We start from the raw sequence: 17,782 nt of genomic DNA, 5'->3' as shown, positions 1-17,782 counted from the left end.
TTGCTTCTCCAGGAACTTCGCGGGGTGACTCACATGTGCGGCACGTTGTCCGGAATGTCGTAGAACGTCGGGTGCCGGTAGACCTTGTCGCCGCTCGGCGCGAAGAGCGGGTCCTTCTCGTCCGGGCTGGACGCAGTGATCGCGTCCGAGCGGACGACCCAGATCGAGACGCCCTCGTTGCGGCGGGTGTAGACGTCGCGGGCGTGCCGCAGCGCCATACCGTCGTCGGGGGCGTGCAGTGAGCCGACGTGCACGTGGTTGAGGCCGCGCTTGCTGCGGATGAAGACCTCGTAGAGCGGCCACTCGCGCGAATCTGCCCTGTTGTCAGACATTTTCATCCACCTGTCGGTCGGCGTAGGCCATGGCTGCCTCGCGCACCCAGGCTCCCTCGTCGTAGGCGCGCTGCCGGTGGGCGAGCCGCTGGGCGTTGCAGGGTCCGTTGCCCTTCACCACCTGCCAGAACTCCTCCCAATCGGGCGAGCCGAAGTCGTGTGCCTGGCGTTCGTCGTTCCAGCGCAACTCCGGGTCGGGCAACGTCACACCCAGCGCCTTCGCCTGCGGCACCGTCATGTCGACGAACTTCTGCCGCAGCTCGTCGTTGGTATGACGCTTGATGCCCCACGTCATGGAGCGCTCGGTGTTGGGTGAGTCTCCGTCGGGAGGGCCGAACATCATCAGCGCCGGCCACCAGAAGCGATCGACGGATTCCTGCACCATTGCTCGCTGTTCGTCGGTGCCGCGCATCATCGTCATCAGCAGCTCGTAACCCTGCCGCTGGTGGAACGACTCCTCCTTGCAGACCCGGATCATCGCCCGGCCGTAGGGGCCGAAGGAGGTGCGGCACAGCGGGACCTGGTTGCAGATCGCCGCGCCGTCGACGAGCCAGCCGATCGTGCCGACATCGGCATACGACAGCGTCGGGTAGTTGAAGATCGAGGAGTACTTCTGCGTGCCACTGAGCAGCCGCCGGGTCAGGTCGTCACGGGAGACACCGAGGGTCTCGGTGGCCGAGTAGAGGTAGAGGCCATGACCGGCTTCGTCCTGCACCTTGGCGAGCAGCACGGCCTTGCGCCGCAGCGACGGCGCCCGGGTGATCCAGTTGCCCTCCGGCTGCATGCCGATGATCTCGGAGTGCGCGTGCTGCGCGATCTGCCGGATCAGCGTCTTGCGGTAGTCGTCGGGCATCCAGTCGCGCGGCTCGATGCGGTCGTTGCGCGCGATGGTCTGCTCGAACGCCTCCTCCAGAGGCGCTTCCTCCACAACCGTCACGGGGATCCTCCTCGCGCATCCGCGAAACTAATTACAGACCGATTGGTCAGTTATTAGTGTGACACGGACCACGCCGGGCCGCAAACCCCGGCGCGGTAGCCCCGGCGCGGACATCCAGCTCAGGCTTCGGACTCGATCTCCCGGCACTGCGCGCAGGTGCCGAGCAGGGCGGCGTGCTGCACGTCGAGCCGGAACTCCAGCTCGGCACCGAGCCGCTCGCGCAGCGGCGCCAGCCACTCGACCGGCGCGTCGAAGAACCGCATGCACGTCGTGCACTGCAGGTGGGCGTGACTGACCGCGGCCGCCGGCGAGTGCCGCAGGTGGTAGATGGTCGCGCCGCCGGGCACGTGGGTGTGCGCGACGATGCCCAGCTCGGCGAGCGACTGCAGGGAGCGGTAGACCGTCGCCCGGTGCACCCCCGGCTCGTTGGCGTCGACCCGCTCGGCGACGTCCTCGGCGGTGAGGTGGTCGCGGGCGGCGTCGAGCACCTCCAGCACGGCCCGCCGTGCCGGGGTGACCCGCTCGTGATGCTCGCGCAGTGCGTTGATCGCCTCGGCCACCGCCGGGGACTCGCCGCGTCCGCGGATCATGACGCCGCCTGGGGCAGCAGGTGGCCGAGGGCGGTGCGCACCTTGGAGGCGATCGCCGCCTGCCGCACGCCGCCGGCGCGCAGGTGCTCGCTCACCCGGTCGAGGAAGTCCGCGCCGCCATGGCGCAGCTCGACCTCGAGCTCACGCCACGCCCGGTCGAGCGATGGGTCGAGCAGGTTGCGGGTCCAGACGTAGTCCTCACAGACACCGGCGAGTACGACGCCGCGACCGGACACCTCGCGCTCGGACCGCCGCGTCTCGACCTCGCAGATCGGCTGCAGCGCGCCGTCGCCGAGCACGTCCCGCACCTGACCGACGAAGGCATCCGGCGGCTCGTCGCCCGCGTCGAGCGGCAGCCATTGCTCCAGCCGGGAGTCCCCGCCGCGCGGGATCTTCAGGTGCCAGCCGTCGTCGCCGCCGCCGGTGCGCCGTCGCAGGCTGATGCCGCGCTGGGCGAGGCGCACGTCGGGGGTGTCGTAGTAGACCGCGCGCAGGTGCTGCCCCACGGGCTCGCCGAGCCGGTCGACGTCGGGCCATTCCAGCGGGTCGGGCGCGGGGCGTCCCTCGGGCAGCTCGAACTTCCGCTCGGTCTCCACGTGCGCTCGCGGCTCGCCTCGCTCCGGGTGCACGGCGGCACGCAGCCACGCGGCATACGGCTCGTCGGCGTGGGTGATCGGCGTCCCGACGATCTCGGGCACGTCGTAGGAGTGCAACTCCCGCACCCGCGCCGCGAGCTCGTCAAACCGGCCGGCCGTCGTCTTCGCGGTCAGCAGCACCTCGTCGGCCGACTCCACCGCGCCCTGCCACAGATAGCTCGACCGTATGGCGGGAGTCACCTGCACACAGGCTGCGAGCCGCTCGGCGACCAGTGCCTGCGCGATGGTGGCCGCCTCGTCGGCGGATCCGGCCGCGATGCGGACCTCGAGCATCTCCTCCGTCACCACGCCATTGTCACGCACGACCCGCCCCGCGGTGGGCGCAATCGCACGGACGGTCGCCGGCTCGATATTTGCAGAATCTACTGGCGAGTAGCACAATGATGTTACTGATGAGTAGGACTACGGATGGTGCGGCGGGCATCCACCTGATCTCGCGCGCTTCCCGGTGAGGCTGGAGGAACCTTGAGCCACTACAAGAGCAATGTCCGCGACCTGGAGTTCAACCTCTTCGAACTGCTCGGACGCGACGAGGTGCTGGGCGCTGCGCCATACGACGAGGTCGACGCCGACACCGCCCGCGAGATGATCAAGGAGCTGGCGCGGCTGGCCGAGAACGAGCTCGGCGCGAGCCTGCTCGACTCCGACCGCAACCCGCCGGTCTACGACCCCGAGACCAAGACCGCGACGCTGCCGGAGAGCTTCAAGAAGTCCTACCAGGCCTACCTCGACTCGGGCTTCTACAACGTCGACCTGCCGGCCGAGTTCGGCGGCACCGTCGCGCCGCCGTCGCTGAAGTGGGCGATGAACGAGTTGGTGCTCGGCTCCAACCCGGCGATCGGCATGTATGCCGCGACCTTCGCCTTCAGCAAGCTGCTGCACATCCTCGGCACCGAGGACCAGAAGAAGCTCGCCCAGTGGATGGCGGAGGGCGCCTGGGGCGGCACGATGGTGCTGACCGAGCCCGACGCGGGATCCGACGTCGGCGCCGGCCGCACCAAGGCCGTGCAGCAGCCCGACGGCACCTGGCACATCACCGGCGTGAAGCGCTTCATCACCTCCGCCGAGCAGGACATGACCGACAACATCGTGCATTTCGTGCTGGCCCGCCCCGAGGGCGCCGGTCCGGGCACCAAGGGCCTGTCGCTCTTCATCGTGCCGAAGTATCACGTCGACCTCGAGACCGGTGAGCTCGGCGACCGCAACGGCGTCTACGTCACCAACGTCGAGCACAAGATGGGCCTCAAGGTCTCCACCACCTGCGAGCTGACCTTCGGCGACGGCGAGCCGGCCGTCGGCACGCTGCTCGGCGACGTGCACGACGGCATCGCGCAGATGTTCCGCGTCATCGAGCACGCGCGAATGCTGGTGGGCACCAAGGCAATTGCCACCCTGTCGACCGGTTACCTCAACGCGCTCGACTACGCCAAGCAGCGGGTGCAGGGCGCCGACATGACCACGCCGGCCAAGGACGCGCCGCGCGTCACGATCACCCACCACCCCGACGTGCGCCGCAGCCTGATGCTGCAGAAGGCGTATGCCGAGGGCCTGCGCTCGCTGGTGCTCTTCACCGCCTCGCAGCAGGACATCGTCGACGCGGAGTTCGTGCGCACCGGCAACGAGCAGCCCGAGCCCGGCACGCCGGCCGAGATGGCGAACAAGCTCAACGACCTGCTGCTGCCGATCGTGAAGGGCGTCGGCTCCGAGCGTGCCTGGGTGCTGCTCGGCACCGAGTCGCTGCAGACCTTCGGCGGGTCGGGCTTCCTGCAGGACTACCCGGTCGAGCAGTACGTCCGCGACGCCAAGATCGACACCCTCTATGAGGGCACGACCGCGATCCAGGGCCTGGACTTCTTCTTCCGCAAGATCGTCAAGGACCAGTTCGCCTCGCTGATGCACCTGGCCGGTCAGATCACCGAGACCGTCAAGGGCGGCGCCGGTGATGACAAGCTGCAGACCGAGCGCGAGCTGCTCGGCGCCGCCCTCGCCGACGTGCAGGGCATCGCCGAGTGGCTGGCCACGACCGCGATGGGCGCGCTGGAGGACGGCAAGCACGACCAGGCCTACCGGGTCGGGCTCAACACCACCCGCTTCCTGCTCGCCGCGGGCGACCTGGTGATCGGCTGGCTGCTGGTGCGCGGCGCGGAGATCGCGCAGGCCCGGCTCGACGCCGGTGACGCGGGCGCCGACGAGGCGTTCTACCAGGGCAAGGTCGCGGCGGCGAAGTTCTTCACCGCCAACGTGCTGCCCCGCATCGCCGCCGAGCGCGCGATGGCCGAGCGCACCGACCTGTCGCTCATGGAGCTGCCGGAGGCCGCCTTCTAAACCCTGCACCGAGCGGCACAGCACCGCACCGAGAGGCCCACGAAATCACGCCGATTTCGTGGGCCTCTCGGTGTGTAAATGGGCCTGTCGGTGCGCGGCTGCGGGGCTGCTGGGCCCGCGCCTGCGGGGCGTGCTGCTCAGCCGACGCCGCCCCACGTGGCCCGGGCCCCGGCGTCACCGGCGCGCACCAGCATGACCGTCATCCCGACGGCGACCACGCACGAGACGGCGCGCACCGCGAGGTCGCTCCCCCGTCGTGCCGTATGACGGGAGATGCGCGCCGGCACGTCATACCGGAACCACAGCCACTCCCCGACGGAGATGACCGCCAGCGCGATCGCCCAGGGCGGCAGCTGTTCCGCGAAGTGCTCGTGACGTTGGACCGCGGGCGACGTGCCGGCCGGTCCGAGGTCGCGGGCGAGCGCCTCGCCCGCGCCGATGGTGACCCAGGTCAGGATCAGCGCGACGACGCCGAGCACCGGCGTGAGGACGCCGAGACGGCGGCGCGCGGCCGGCCACACCGCGTGCAGGATCACCGCCAGCGCCGCGAGCGGCACGAGCACGACCGTCGCGTGGACGATCAGGGGATGAGCGGGCAGGCCGTTGATCGTGTCGGGTGCGTTCATGCCCGGGACACGTAGCGTGGAGGCATTCGGTTCGATCCGGCCGGCCGCCTGAACCTTCGGCGGCCGCATGTCGTGTCACCGGTCGGAGGTGAGTGATGCCGCCCAGCGACCAGGCGGTCCTGCGGCAGCTGCACGACGACCACGCGGCCGCGTTGTGGAATTACGTCGTCCGGCTGACCGGCGACCGCGCGACCGCGCAGGACGTGGTGCAGGAGACCATGCTGCGTGCCTGGCGGAGCGGGATCACCGACGATTCCGCCACCCGGGCGACGTCCGCGCGGGCCTGGCTCTTCACCGTCGCCCGCAATCTCGTCGTCGACGAGGCGCGCAGTGCCCGCAGGCGGCACGAGGTCGTGGAGGGCGAGCTGCCGGACCAGGCGGTCGGCGACCGTGTCGACGCGGTGTTCGAGCAGCTGATCGTGCTGGATGCGTTGCGATCCTTGAGCATTCACCATCGAGAGGTGGTCGTGCGGGCGTACTACGGGCGGCAGACCGTCGCCGAGATCGCCGCGGCCCTCGGGCTGCCACCGGGCACCGTCAAGTCGCGGATGCACTACGGGTTGCGCGCCCTCCGGCTCGCGCTGCAGGAGAGAGGGGTCACCCGATGAGCGAAGACCGTTACGCCGGCTGGGACGCGGCCTACGTGCTGGGCGCGCTGTCGGCGACCGATCGCCAGGACTTCGAGCGCCACCTGCAAACGTGCGGCGAGTGCCGCGCTTCGGTGGCCGAACTTGCAGCAATGCCAGGGCTTCTGGGCCGAGTGGACGAGGACCGCGCGATGTCGACGCTCGCGCCGGAGACCGCCGAGGCTCCCCCGCCGGAGCTGACCGCACGGCTCTTCGGCACCGCGGGCGACGAGGTGGCGGAGCGGCGCCGCACGCGGGTGCGACGCCGGCTGGCAGTCGCCGGCGTCGGGGTGGCCGCGGCCGCGGTGCTCGGAGCTGCCGTCATACCGCGTGTCGTGCCGGACGGAAGTCCCTCGGCGCCGAGTGTTGCGATGCAGCAGCTGCACCAGTCCGCGCTCACCGCGCAGGTGCAGCTGACCCAGAAGAAGTGGGGCACGAGTGTGCGCATGTCGTGCCGCTATCGCGACTCGGCATACCCGGGCGGGGTGCGCACCTACGCGCTGGACGTCGTTGACGCACAAGGCAATCGGTCGCAGGTGTCGACCTGGCGCGCGGGCCCGGGTGACCTGTCCGACCTCACGGCGGCCACCGCGCTGCAGCCGGGCCAGATCAAGACCGTGCAGGTGCGCGACGCCGCCTCCGGCACCCTGCTGCTCACGATGAACGGCTCGGCGTCCTGAGCGAATGTCGCTGTCGCCGAACCTTTCCGGTGTGCGCGTCGTGTCCTTCTCGTCAGGGGCGGTTCGCCCTTCGCGCGACGAGAGGACACCTGCCATGTCGACCCGAAAGCTGCTGGGAGCCGTGGCCGCCACTGCTGCCGCGATGTCATTGACGGCGTGCGGATCGAGCGGCGGCGCATACTCCGGATCACCCTCGGCGTCAGCGACCGCAGGGACGGGGAACGCCACCGTGCAGACCGCCTCCACCGGCCTCGGCACGGTCGTCGTGGACGGCTCGGGCCGCACCGTCTACGTCTTCGACAAGGACACGCAGGGCGCGACGAAGAGCGCGTGCACCGGTCCGTGCCTCGCGACCTGGCCGCCGGTGCCGGCCGGATCGGCACCCAAGGCCGACGGGGTGAGCGGCACGCTCGGCAGCATCACCGGCAATGCCGGCACGAAGCAACTCACTCTCAATGGCTGGCCGCTCTACTACTTCTCGGCCGACGCGGGGCCGGGCGCGGTTGCCGGTCAAGGGGTGCAGGGCATCTGGTGGGCGGTCTCTCCGGCCGGGAGCAAGGTGACCACGACGGCGCCGGCGACCACCGGCCAGGGCGGCGCCTACTGAGACTACTGAGCCGCCGGCTGCCAGAGCGGGTCGCGGCCGGTGGCGGCGATCAGCTGCTGCACGCGGTCGGCGTCCGCGGGCACCGCCGCTCGCGGGCCGAACGGGCCGTCGCCGTCGCTGCCGAACATCGCGACGAACCGGTCGACCTGGTCGAGCTGGCCGCCGTCGGTGTGGAAGCCCTGCCCGGTCGCGCGGGCCAGGTCCCACCCGTGGACGGTGAGCTCCTCGATCGCGACGACCGCGTTGTCCTCGGCGGACATGTCCACCCCGCCCGCCGACGCGCGGCCCTCCCAGGCGGACGGCTCCCGCCATACGGCGGCGAGTCGATCGAGCTGCTCCGGTATGGCGGTGCGCCAGTCCTCGACGAGCGTGGTCGGCGGCTGGAGCGGCTCCTTGCGCGCGTTGGCCGTGAAGACGGACGCGAACTGGTGGATGTGCGCGAGCAGGTCACCGACGGTCCAGTCGGTGCATGGCGTCGGCCGGTCGAGCTGGTCGTCGGTGACGCCGGCGACCAGCGTGCTCATCGTGGTTGCGGCAGGTCCGAGGTCGAACACGGGTGACTCCTTCGGGTAGCGGTCACCCAGGCAGACCCGGCCGCCGCCGCAAACTCATCGGTCGCCCCGCGGGTCAGGTCGCGGCGAGTGCCGCCAGCCGCCGCAGCGCCAGCTCATATCCCTGTATGCCGCAGCCCACGATCACCCCGGACGCGAGGTCGGACAGGTAGGAACGCTGGCGGAAGTCCTCGCGCGCGTAGACGTTCGACACGTGCACCTCGACGAACGGCACGCCGGTCGCGGCGAGCGCGTCGCGGATGCCGATCGAGGTGTGGGTGAGGGCGCCGGCGTTGACGATCAGGCCCGGGCTCTGCGCGCGCTGCTGGATCTCGTCGATCAGCGAGCCCTCGTGGTTGCTCTGGAAGAACTCGACGCCCACCCCGAGCTCGCCCGCGACCTGCTCGCACCGGGTCTGCGCCTCGGTGAGACCGGCTGCGCCATAGAGGTCGGGCTCACGGGTGCCGAGCAGGTTGAGGTTCGGGCCGTTGAGGACGGTGAAGACCGGGCGCGTCATAGCGGCAATTATGCGGCGGGTCCCTCGTCGCGCACGTCGTGCACCGCCGCGACCGCGTCGCGCAACCGGCCGATCCAGTCGTCCTCGTGCTGCCCGACCAGGCGCACGCACCAGGCGAGGGCCTCGGAGCGCGACCGGGCCACGCCGGCGTCGACGAGGGTGTCGAGCACCCGCCGCTCGGGCTGCCGGAGCCGGGTCATCACCGGCACGGCGAGGTTGGTGAAGACCTCGCGGGTCGGCCCGCACTGCGCACCCCAGGCGACCTTGCCGCCGAATCGTTGCTGCGCCTCGTCGGCGATGCGCATGCGCTCGCCGCGGGTGTCCTCGCGCCAGCGGGTGATGCGGCCGGACTGCGCCGCCCGGGCGGCGGTCTCGTCGCCGTCCACCGCCGGCGCGGCGAGCGTGCCGACGACGACGATCTCCTCGCGGTCGACGGTCACCTCCGGCGCGCCCTCGAACCACTCGTCGGGAAGTCGCCCGGCGAACCAACCCTCGATCTCGCTCATGGATTGATTACACGCTTACATGATTACGACGTCAAGGGTCAGACGCCGCGCAGATCGAGCGCGAGCTCGGCAGGCGCCCGCTCCACCAACCGCACGGGGATGCCCCAGTCCTGCTGGTAGAGGTGGCACGCGGCGTGCTCGGGCAGCTCGCCGGTGACGGGGTCGCCGTCGCAGGCCGCGGCGCGCACCGAGATGTGCAGCACGCCGGCCGCGACCTCCGGGTCGAGGTCGAGTGTGCGGGTCAGCCCCGGCGCGGTGCCGTCGCCGGCCGCGAGCAGCTCTGGCGGGCTGGCCGAGATCATCAGCTGCGTCGGGTCGCCGTAGCGGTGGTCGAGCTTCTGCCCGGTCGGCGGCGCGAAATTGACTGTCAGCTCGAGCTTTCCGGGTGCCAACTCGGTCTCGGGCCGCTGTGTCTGCCGGGCAGCGCCGGCGACCACCTGCGCGTCCGCAGGTATGGCGACGCGGGTCACGCGGTGCGCGGCCGACTCCACGACGAGCAGTCGCGCAGTGTCGCCGTCCTGCTCGACCAGCACGTCGCTGGGCTCGGCGAGTCCCGTTGCGAGAGTGCTCATCTCGCCGGTCGCGGGATCGTAACGGCGCACGGCGCCGTTGTAGGTGTCGGCGACCGCGACCGAGCCGTCCGGCAGCTCGGTGACCCCGAGCGGGTGCTGCATCAGGGCGTCCGCGGCCGGACCGTCGACGTGGCCGAAGTCGAAGAGGCCCTTGCCGACATACGTCTGGAGCTGGAAACCGTTGTCGTCCAAGGCGATCGACCGCAGCGCGGAGGTTTCCGAGTCGGCGATCCACACCCGCGAGCCGTCGGCGGCGGTGGCCAGCCCGGACGGTTGCGCGAGCAGCGCGTCGTGCGCCGGGCCGTCGAGCAGGCCCTCCCCGCTGGTGCCGGCGAGCACCGCGACCGAGTTGTCGGCGGAGTCCTGGGCGAGGTGCAGCGCCCAGAGCTGATGGGTGCCCGCCATCGCGATGACGACCCGGTCGATCCACCAGGCGAGATCCCAGGGCGTCGAGAGCGGCTGCTTGAGCGCGGGACCGCTGCCGGACCGCTCGCGCAGCTGCTCGCCTGTGCCCGCCTGCACCCTGATCTGCCCGTCCGACAAGCGAATCGAAGCGATCTGGTGATTGACACTGTCGGCGACGAGCACGTCATAGCCGACCCGCGCGGCGACGTCGCCGGGCAGCACGACCAATCCCTGCGGCTCGTTGAAGACCCCCGGGCCGCCGAACCGCGCCCGCTCGGTCTCCAGGTCGGCCTCCAGCTGCACCACCTGGTGGTGCGCGGTGTCGGACACCAGGTAGCTGCCGTCGCGGGCCCGGACGACCTTGCCGGGGAAGCGCAGCGCGGTCTGCGCGGCGGGCGGCGGCACGTAGGGGCCGTCACCCGAGCGCAACGTCCCCTTGGCGCGATGCTCCTCGAGCAGTTCGCGGATCAGCACGGTCAGCCCGTGGGCGTGCCCCTCCCCCGACAGCTGCGCGACGACATAACCCTCCGGGTCAATGACCACCAGCGTCGGCCAGGCCCGTGCGGTGTAGGCCCGCCAGGTCACCAGCTCCGGGTCGTCGAGCACCGGGTGGTGCACGGCGTAGCGCTCGACCGCGGCCGCCAGCGCGTCCGGGTCGGCCTCGTGCTCGAACTTCGGCGAGTGCACCCCGATGAGCACGAGTTGGTCGGCGAATTCGGTTTCCAGAGAGCGGAGTTCGTCGAGCACGTGCAGACAGTTGACGCAGCAGAACGTCCAGAAATCGAGCACCACCACCTTGCCGCGCAGGTCGGCGAGGCTGACCTGCCGGTCACCGGTGTTGAGCCAGCCGCGGCCGACGAGTTCGGGTGCACGCACCTTGGGCCAAGTCATAACCACCCATTATTCGCCGGTGCTGCGCGGCCGGCCGCGGTGGGGCACCGCGCCGGGCCACGGGGCCGGTCGGCTCGCCCGCCTCACGCCGCCGGCGGCACCGGAGGACCGGGTGGCATCGGGGGCCCTGGCGGCACCTGGGGCCCTGGTGGCATCGGGGGCCCTGGCGGCACCTGGGGCCCTGGTGGCATCGGCGGCCCTGGCGGCACCTGGGGGCCGACGCCGGGAGGGGCGATGCCGGCCCGGATCAGCTTCGCGATCTGGTCGATGCGCTCCTGCGAGGCGTTCCAGCCCTTCACCCGCTCGGTGTAGACGACGTCGTCCCGGTCAAGCACCTCGATGGTCCACGGCTCACCGTGCACGGCGCGCGCCAGCACGAAGACCGGCAGCAACAGCATCAGCAGGAGCAACTCCCCGAAGAACAGCACGAGGACGATGATCAGCGGCACGGCCAGCACCACGAAGAGGATGATCGAGAGCGGGTCGTCGCCGAGGTCCGGCGGCGAGTCCATGCCGTCGAGGCCACCCTTCGTGCGGCGCCACGGCAGCCAGCGCCGTTTCACCTTGTAGGTCCGGCCCCACGGGCTCGCCGCCTTCTCCATCGCCTGCTTCCCCTCCACTCCTACGTGCTGACGCACTGTATGGCGCAGCCGCTCCCCCGCGCGGGCGCGCGCTGCCAGGTTGTGGACAACCTCTCCGGGCGCGGCCGTCGGCGCCATACGATTTGCCGGTGACGCAGTATCTGTCCTTCGTGGCGCTCGCCCTCGTGCTCGCGCTCGCGCCTGGCCCCGACTCCCTGCTGACGCTGCGTAGCACGTTGCTCGGTGGCCGCCGCCGGGGCGTCTGGACGATCGCCGGCATCACCGTCGCCAACATCGTGCAGGGCACGCTCGCCGCGTCCGGGCTCGGTGCGATCCTGGTGCACGCCGAAACCATCTTCCGGGTCATCAAGTGGGCCGGCGCGGCCTACCTGGCCTACCTCGGCTTCCTCGCGATCCGGGCCGCCTGGCGGATGCGGTCGGTCGACGCCGCCGACGCGGGCCGGCTCGCCACGCCGCGTCGTCCGTGGGTGGCGGCGCGGCAGGGGTTCCTATGCAACATCACCAACCCCAAGGTGCTGGCCTTCAACATCGCGGTTCTGCCGCAGTTTGTCGGCGAACACGCCTCTGCGGCAACGCTTCTCACCTATGCGTTCACGCTTGCTGCGGTCGGCACCCTGGTGCTGCTCGCGCTCGTCGCGATCGCCGGGGTGGCGTCCCGGGTGCTGCAGCGGCTCACCGTGCGACGCAGCATCGAGGGCGCCACCGGCGCGGTGATGCTGGGCTTCGCGACCGCGCTGGCCGTGGAGTCCAGCTGACCCTAACCAGCTGACCGGCGGGCGGCCTCGGCTCGAGGGGCTGCCTCAACCCGTGCACAGCCCGCAACCGTCGCGAGTTATGCACGCCCCCAGCCGGATCCGCGTGCGTACGGCGCAACCGTCGCGACTTCTGCACGCCCCGAGCCCGATTCGCGTGCGTACGGCGCAACCGTCGCGACTTCTGCACTCCTCGCCGCCGGAAACCGCCTCAGAGGCGCCGGTCCGCGAGCACCGGGAAGTCCTGGCGGAAGGCCGCGATGGTGTCGACGTCGAAGTCGACCCGCAGCACCTCCTGGTCGTCGCCGGCTTCGGCGAGCACCTCGCCGGTCGGGGCGACGACCGCGCTGTGCCCGGCCATCTGGGTGCCCGCGTGCGTGCCGGCGGTGTTGCAGCCGAGCACGAGGCACTGGTTTTCGACCGCCCGCGCCCGCAGCAGCAGGCGCCAGGCGTCGAGCCGCGCCATCGGCCACGCGGCCGGTATGACGAAAGCCGTTGCGCCCTGGTCGAGTTGGGCCCGATAGAGCTCGGGGAAGCGCAGGTCGTAACACGTCGACAACCCGGCCCGCAGCCCGACCGCGTCGAGGAAGACCAGGTCGGTGCCGGCCTCCATGAGCTTGGGTTCGCCGCCGGCGAAGCCGAACCGGTGGATCTTGCGGTAGGTGGCGAGGAGTTCGCCGGACGGGGAGAAGACCAGCGAGGTGTTCCACAGCGACTTGCCCTCCGGGCCGGTCTCCCCCGAGTCGGGGCGCTCGGCGATCGAACCACCGTGCAGCCAGACCCCGGCGTCCGCCGCGGCGGCCGCGAGCGCCTGCGCGACCTCGCCGCGCACGTCCTGCGACCGCTCCGGCCACTCCCGGTAGGAGAAGCCGCCCGCCGACCACAGCTCGGGCAGCACCACGAGGTCGGCGCCGGCCTGCTCGCGGACGAGCCCGGCGACCCGGCGGGTGCGCTCGGCGAGCGACTCGTCGTCGTCATACGCCAACTGGATGAGGCAGACGCGCATCAGTCCTCCTTGTCGACCGCACCGGCCCGGGCGCGGGAGGCGAGGTAGTCGTTGTAGGCGTGCAGTTCGGCGTCGCCGTCGCGGTCGGCGCGGCGTTCGGCGCGGCGGCCCTCGGCCTGGTCCTGGCGGTACCACTCGTAGGCGATCAGCATCGCCAGCACGAAGCTCGGCAGCTCACCGGCACCCCACGTGACGGTGCCGCCGCGCTGCTGGTCCAGCACCGGGTCGGGCACCCATGGCAGGTCGAGCACGGAGAAGAAGTCGGGCGCGAGCAGCGTGGTGCCGGTCATCAGGGCGACACCGAAGAACGCGTGGAAGGCGATCGTCACGAGCAGCACCAGCATGCGCAGCGGCGGCGACCAGCGCGGCGGCCCCGGGTCGATGCCGACCAGCGAATAGGCGTAGACGTAACCGCTCAGCAGGAAGTGGGCGATCATCAGCGCGTGCCCGGTGTGGGTGGTCAGCGACTGCTCGAACCACGGCGAGTAGTAGAAGCCGATCAGCGTGCCGAGCATGAAGACCGCGGCGACGATCGGGTTGGCGAAGAACGCGAAGACCCGGGAGTGCACGACGGCGAGGATCAGCTCGCGCGGGCCGAGCGTGCCGTCGTGCCGCGCGGGCAGGGCCCGCAGGGCGAGGGTGATCACGCCGCCGCGGACCAGCAGGATCGGCACGAACATCGCCACACCCATGTGCATCAGCATGTGCGCGGAAAACATCACCCGGCCGTAGACCGCCGGTGCGCCGTCGATCAGGTAGAGGAAGACCAGCCAGCCGGCGACCCAGCAGATCGTCCGCGCGATCGGCCAGCGGTCGCCGCGGCGGTGCAGGCGCCATACCCAGTGCAGGTAGAGGGCGATCGCGACGACCGCGACCGCGGTGAACAGCCACTCCACGCTCCACTGCGACACCCAGCTGCTCGCCTGCAGCCGCGGCGGCGTCGGGTAGCCGGTGAGCGCGTAGGCGCGGTCGGTCTTGGCCAGCTCGGACTCGCCGCTCACCGGCGGCTCGGAGCGGGACAGCGCCGCACCCAGCCCGACCGCGACCCCCATCACCAGGCCCTCGACCAGGGCGAGCCGCACGAACGCCGAGCGCGCCGGCGTCGACGCGCCGTCGGCGCGCAGCCGCTCGACCACCTGCTGCCGCTGGCGCCAGCCGAAGCCGCCGAGCACGATCAGCGCGGCCAGCTTGGCGAGTATGACGACGCCGTACTTGCTGTCGAGGCCGCCGAGACCGCCGAGCCGGATCCACGCGTTGAGCAGTCCGGACAGGCCGACGGCGACGTAGCACCAGGTGGCGATCAGCGAGAAGCGGGCGATGACGTCGGCCGTGCCCTTGCCGAGTCGCGACCACATCAGCAGGAGGGCGAGCAGGCCGCCGACCCAGATGGCGACGCCGACCAGGTGGAACAGCAGCGAGTTGACCGCCGCGTCGTGGTCGGTGCTGGTCGCCGCGTGGCCGATCAGGGCCATCGGGAAGAGGGCGGCGACCGCGCCGAAGAACAGCCACGCCTGACCGGCCCGGCCGACGCCGGCGAACGCGAAGGCGGAGATCACCAGGGCCGCGAGCGCGGAGATCGCCGGTGCCCGGAGCAGCTCGAGCTGCCAGGTGGCATCCCATGCGCCGGACCAGTAGCCGGCCCCGCCGAGGTGCACGCCGGAGATGTCGGAGTAGCTGAGCAGCACCCCGACGACGCCGGCGAGGCCCCAGATGAGCGCGGCCCACCCGGCATACCGGCCGGTGCGGATGCGCCGGGCCGAGCGCTTGCCCTCGGGCATCAGCAGGCCGCCGAGCAGCAGCAGGCCGATCGTGGTGGCGGCCGCGAACTGGACGACCGTCGTGGAGAGCGGCACGCCCCAGCGCACGACGGCACCCGGGTCGAGCAGTTCGAGCGGTTTGGTCGCACCGGTGAACTGCAGCCCCGCGGCGCACGCGGCGAGCCCGGTGACGACCGCGGTGGCGACACCGAGCGGCCGGGAGGTGGGGGGTGCGGCGGGCTTGTCGGTCACGGCATGAGCGTATGTCGTGACCGGCGGAATGCGGAGTTCGGTTTGCCGGAGGCTCGCACCGGTTACGTTGGGCGTATGCCGACGCGCTCGCTCCCGCCCGAGGGTCTCTCCGAACTCGTCGAGGCCTACGCCAACACCGCACAGGCCGTGCTCGACCTCGGATTGACCTGCCGGCCGGAGGATTTCGACAGGGAGACGCAGGCGCCCGGTTGGACGGTCAAAGACCACATCTCGCACGTCGTGGGGGTCGAGAGCGCCCTCGCCGGCAACCCCGACCCGGAGGTGGAGGTGCCGGACCATCCGTGGATCCGGCACGAGATGGGGCGCTTCCTGGAGCAGTCGGTGCAGCTGCGCCGCGACCGGCCGGGGTCGGAAGTGGTCAACGAGTGGAAGCACGTGCTGCCGCGCCGGCTGCGCGCACTGCGCGACCCGGAGCTCACGATCGACACCGAGGTGGCCGGCCCGCTCGGCGACGGGAGTACGACGCTCGGCGAACTGCTGCGGCTGCGGATCATCGACATCTGGGTGCACGAGCAGGACCTGCGCGAGGCGCTGGACCGCCCCGGCAATCTCGACTCCCCGGCCGCTGCCGAGTTCGTCGCCCGGGTGCTGCGCGGCTTCCCCCGGCGCGCCGCCCTCGCCGGGCTCGAGCCCGGCACGTCGGTGATCATCGAGAGCACCGGGCCCGTGCTCGCCCGTGAGGGCGTGCGCATCACCCCCAAGAGCGACGGGTCGGTCTGGGGCGAGCCGCTCTTCTCCGGGCAGGCGCACGTCGACGAGACCGACGAGACCACCGGCGAGGTGATCGTCGTGCCACCCGGCTCGATCACGACCATCCGCCTCACCACCGAGGCGCTGACACGCCGCGGCGCCGGCCGGGTGCCGACCGCGCAGTTGCGCTACTCGGTCGAGGGCGACGAGGACGTCGCCGCCCGCGTGCTGGACGAACTCGCGATCACGCCCTGAGCCCCTCGGCCGGTCACGGGGTCACCGTGACCGGACCGTCGCGCAAAGTCACCGTCGGGGCTCCGGCCGGGGCATGCCTGATGCGCCGGTACGCGTCGTCCTCGGCGTACGGCCATGGCGAGTCGTAGAACGGGGTGTATCCGTCGGCGGCCAACCGGGCCGCGACCGCTGTTTGGAAGCTGCCGTAGGACCATCCGTCGGTCCACCGGATCACCACCGGGCCACGGGTGATCCCCCGGGCTCGTAGAGCCGCCACGGTGTCGTTCACGACCGGGGTCGCGCGGTGCACGGCGTAGTCGTCGAGCCGGGTGAACGGATTGGCAGCCACCGCACCGGGACCGGTCAAGGCCCCGACCGCCGCAACCACCGTCACCGCCGCGACTGCCAGGATGCCCGCGACCACTCGGACCTTGCCCGAGCCACCGGCCGGCTGAGCGGCAGTCCCGATGTCACCGGCACCACGCGGGGCCGGTCGGACGCGGCGGCGGCTCATCAACACCACCTGCTGCCCGAGCGCCGTCAGCACGAACGCGATGCCCCCGGTCGTCATGATCAGATAGACCGCCCTGGCCAAACCGCCGGCCGCCAACGCCGCGACCACACCGGCCACGAACACCGCGGTCACCCACCGCAACCCGGTCCGGGCGCCGACCGGCTGATCACCGAGGTGCCACCCGACCCACGCACACGCTCCGACCGCGGCCACCACCCCGACCACGCGCGCCGGACTGTCGACCGTGCCGGCGGCCAACCGGGCCAGTTCGACCGGGTTGCTCGGAGAGATCAGCCACAGCTCGGCGAGTGCCGGTGCCCACGCCGCCGCCAGCACCGCCATCGCGATCACCCCGGGCCGGCGCCACCACGCAGCGCGGGGTGCCGGGCGGCTGCCCGGGACCGGCCACACCGTGCCACGAGCCCGATGCCAGCGGCGCAGCCCCAGTCCTGCCAGCACCAGCAGCAACGGGGCCAGCACCGGCACCAACGCGAGGTTGGCCTGGATCACCACGCTGGCGATCGCGGCGAACCCCGGCAAGACGCCCGGGTGCCCGACCAGCAGCCGCCACGCCAGCACCAGCAGGGCGATCATCCCCAGCACCGGCGGCCAGGGATTCCACGGCAAGACCAGGGACCCGCCCACGGCAAACTCCGTCACCACGACCGCAGCCGCGACCAGCCACAGCCCGGCCCGCCCGGCGATCGCCGCCGCCTGCGCCACCGCGACGACGATCATCGCCGCCGCCCAGGCCGCGGCCCCGATCAGCAGTCCGACCGGCCGCCACCCGGTCATCGCGTAGGGCAGCGACAAGCCGTAGAACTCGATCGGCCCCGGATGGTGGGCATACACCCCCGGCACCGAAGCCGCGCTCGTCGACCGCATGCCCTGCACCGGCGGGTGCGCGCTCCACACCGCCTGCGCCTTCAGCGCGATGACACCCTCATCCCCTTGCGGCAGCCACCCCCGCGACACCCACGCGACCAGCCAGATCAGCAGCGGCACACACAGGACCGCCGCCACCAGCGGCCACCCTGGCCTCAGCCGTCGCTCGCGCACTCGCCGCACCCTATGAGCAAAACCGTCGTCACGACCGCGCCGGCGCCCGTCAGGCACCTGTCCGACATCGGTCC

19 protein-coding genes are annotated in these 17,782 nt (G+C 71.5%); 6 read left to right on the top strand and 13 right to left on the bottom strand.

Going from position 1 to position 17,782, the window contains the following annotated elements; all coding sequences use genetic code 11:
• Positions 1 to 29: 29 nt before the first annotated feature.
• The 4 genes from paaB to cutA all read right to left on the bottom strand — a co-directional run bounded on the left by paaB (position 30) and on the right by cutA (position 2,800).
• Positions 30 to 332: a 1,2-phenylacetyl-CoA epoxidase subunit PaaB gene (paaB, locus tag HJ588_RS05055; protein ID WP_171152655.1), complete on the bottom strand. Its 303-nt coding sequence runs from the start codon at positions 330 to 332 to the stop codon at positions 30 to 32.
• Positions 325 to 1,269 carry a 1,2-phenylacetyl-CoA epoxidase subunit PaaA gene (gene paaA / locus HJ588_RS05050; protein WP_171152653.1) on the bottom strand — a complete coding sequence of 315 codons (945 nt, stop codon included), beginning with the start codon at positions 1,267 to 1,269 and terminating at the stop codon, positions 325 to 327. The genes paaB and paaA overlap by 8 nt, the downstream gene beginning before the upstream one ends.
• Before the next feature lie 119 nt (positions 1,270 to 1,388).
• A complete protein-coding gene (locus tag HJ588_RS05045) occupies positions 1,389 to 1,859 on the bottom strand; it encodes a Fur family transcriptional regulator (RefSeq protein ID WP_212755299.1) in 471 nt (156 codons plus the stop codon).
• Positions 1,856 to 2,800, bottom strand: coding sequence for a divalent cation tolerance protein CutA (gene cutA / locus HJ588_RS05040; RefSeq protein ID WP_171152651.1), 945 nt, complete (start codon positions 2,798 to 2,800; stop codon positions 1,856 to 1,858). The genes HJ588_RS05045 and cutA overlap by 4 nt, the downstream gene beginning before the upstream one ends.
• A 180-nt stretch (positions 2,801 to 2,980) precedes the next feature.
• On the opposite strand from cutA, the gene HJ588_RS05035 reads away from it, so the two are divergent.
• Entirely contained in the window at positions 2,981 to 4,840 is a 1,860-nt protein-coding gene (locus tag HJ588_RS05035; RefSeq protein ID WP_171152649.1) for an acyl-CoA dehydrogenase, read from the top strand.
• A gap of 137 nt (positions 4,841 to 4,977) precedes the next feature.
• Here the strand turns inward: HJ588_RS05035 and HJ588_RS05030 are convergent, their stop codons facing one another.
• Complete coding sequence (locus tag HJ588_RS05030) at positions 4,978 to 5,466, bottom strand: DUF2231 domain-containing protein (protein ID WP_171152647.1); 489 nt, start codon at positions 5,464 to 5,466, stop codon at positions 4,978 to 4,980.
• A 95-nt stretch (positions 5,467 to 5,561) separates the two neighbouring features.
• Between HJ588_RS05030 and HJ588_RS05025 the strand changes: the two genes are divergently transcribed.
• From HJ588_RS05025 to HJ588_RS05015, 3 genes are all read left to right on the top strand, one after another.
• The gene (locus HJ588_RS05025) at positions 5,562 to 6,074 is read left to right on the top strand and encodes a sigma-70 family RNA polymerase sigma factor (RefSeq protein ID WP_171152645.1); all 513 of its coding nucleotides are present in this window, start codon (positions 5,562 to 5,564) and stop codon (positions 6,072 to 6,074) included.
• Positions 6,071 to 6,772 (top strand): anti-sigma factor family protein, encoded by a 702-nt coding sequence (locus HJ588_RS05020; RefSeq protein ID WP_171152643.1) that lies wholly within the window; start codon positions 6,071 to 6,073, stop codon positions 6,770 to 6,772. The genes HJ588_RS05025 and HJ588_RS05020 overlap by 4 nt, the downstream gene beginning before the upstream one ends.
• Positions 6,773 to 7,001: 229 nt before the next feature.
• The gene (locus tag HJ588_RS05015; protein WP_343036599.1) at positions 7,002 to 7,379 is read left to right on the top strand and encodes a COG4315 family predicted lipoprotein; all 378 of its coding nucleotides are present in this window, start codon (positions 7,002 to 7,004) and stop codon (positions 7,377 to 7,379) included.
• 2 nt (positions 7,380 to 7,381) lie between these two features.
• Here the strand turns inward: HJ588_RS05015 and HJ588_RS05010 are convergent, their stop codons facing one another.
• The 5 genes from HJ588_RS05010 to HJ588_RS04990 form a co-directional block, all read right to left on the bottom strand.
• Complete coding sequence (locus HJ588_RS05010; RefSeq protein ID WP_171152639.1) at positions 7,382 to 7,933, bottom strand: TIGR03086 family metal-binding protein; 552 nt, start codon at positions 7,931 to 7,933, stop codon at positions 7,382 to 7,384.
• A gap of 73 nt (positions 7,934 to 8,006) precedes the next feature.
• The gene (gene aroQ / locus HJ588_RS05005; RefSeq protein WP_171152636.1) at positions 8,007 to 8,447 is read right to left on the bottom strand and encodes a type II 3-dehydroquinate dehydratase; all 441 of its coding nucleotides are present in this window, start codon (positions 8,445 to 8,447) and stop codon (positions 8,007 to 8,009) included.
• Between the two features lie 8 nt (positions 8,448 to 8,455).
• Positions 8,456 to 8,953, bottom strand: coding sequence for a hypothetical protein (locus tag HJ588_RS05000; protein ID WP_171152634.1), 498 nt, complete (start codon positions 8,951 to 8,953; stop codon positions 8,456 to 8,458).
• A 38-nt stretch (positions 8,954 to 8,991) separates the two neighbouring features.
• Positions 8,992 to 10,821 carry an NHL domain-containing thioredoxin family protein gene (locus HJ588_RS04995; protein ID WP_171152631.1) on the bottom strand — a complete coding sequence of 610 codons (1,830 nt, stop codon included), beginning with the start codon at positions 10,819 to 10,821 and terminating at the stop codon, positions 8,992 to 8,994.
• Between the two features lie 83 nt (positions 10,822 to 10,904).
• Positions 10,905 to 11,441 (bottom strand): hypothetical protein, encoded by a 537-nt coding sequence (locus HJ588_RS04990; protein ID WP_212755298.1) that lies wholly within the window; start codon positions 11,439 to 11,441, stop codon positions 10,905 to 10,907.
• A gap of 110 nt (positions 11,442 to 11,551) precedes the next feature.
• On the opposite strand from HJ588_RS04990, the gene HJ588_RS04985 reads away from it, so the two are divergent.
• Entirely contained in the window at positions 11,552 to 12,178 is a 627-nt protein-coding gene (locus HJ588_RS04985; protein ID WP_171152627.1) for a LysE family transporter, read from the top strand.
• Positions 12,179 to 12,386: 208 nt separating this feature from the next.
• Here HJ588_RS04985 and HJ588_RS04980 read toward each other — a convergent pair whose 3' ends face one another.
• Positions 12,387 to 13,181 carry a carbon-nitrogen family hydrolase gene (locus tag HJ588_RS04980; RefSeq protein WP_171152625.1) on the bottom strand — a complete coding sequence of 265 codons (795 nt, stop codon included), beginning with the start codon at positions 13,179 to 13,181 and terminating at the stop codon, positions 12,387 to 12,389.
• On the bottom strand, positions 13,181 to 15,190 hold the full coding sequence (locus HJ588_RS19265; protein ID WP_171152623.1) for a cytochrome c oxidase assembly protein: 2,010 nt from the start codon (positions 15,188 to 15,190) through the stop codon (positions 13,181 to 13,183). The genes HJ588_RS04980 and HJ588_RS19265 overlap by 1 nt, the downstream gene beginning before the upstream one ends.
• Positions 15,191 to 15,265: 75 nt before the next feature.
• On the opposite strand from HJ588_RS19265, the gene HJ588_RS04970 reads away from it, so the two are divergent.
• Positions 15,266 to 16,156 carry a maleylpyruvate isomerase family mycothiol-dependent enzyme gene (locus tag HJ588_RS04970; RefSeq protein WP_171152621.1) on the top strand — a complete coding sequence of 297 codons (891 nt, stop codon included), beginning with the start codon at positions 15,266 to 15,268 and terminating at the stop codon, positions 16,154 to 16,156.
• 13 nt (positions 16,157 to 16,169) lie between these two features.
• Here HJ588_RS04970 and HJ588_RS04965 read toward each other — a convergent pair whose 3' ends face one another.
• Positions 16,170 to 17,672 (bottom strand): hypothetical protein, encoded by a 1,503-nt coding sequence (locus tag HJ588_RS04965; RefSeq protein ID WP_171152619.1) that lies wholly within the window; start codon positions 17,670 to 17,672, stop codon positions 16,170 to 16,172.
• Between the last annotated feature and the right edge of the window lie 110 nt (positions 17,673 to 17,782).

This window comes from Flexivirga aerilata (assembly GCF_013002715.1).
Taxonomy (GTDB): Bacteria; Actinomycetota; Actinomycetes; order Actinomycetales; family Dermatophilaceae; genus Flexivirga; species Flexivirga aerilata.
Note: the sequence above shows the minus strand (reverse complement) of the source record. Positions and strands in the feature narration are given on the sequence as shown.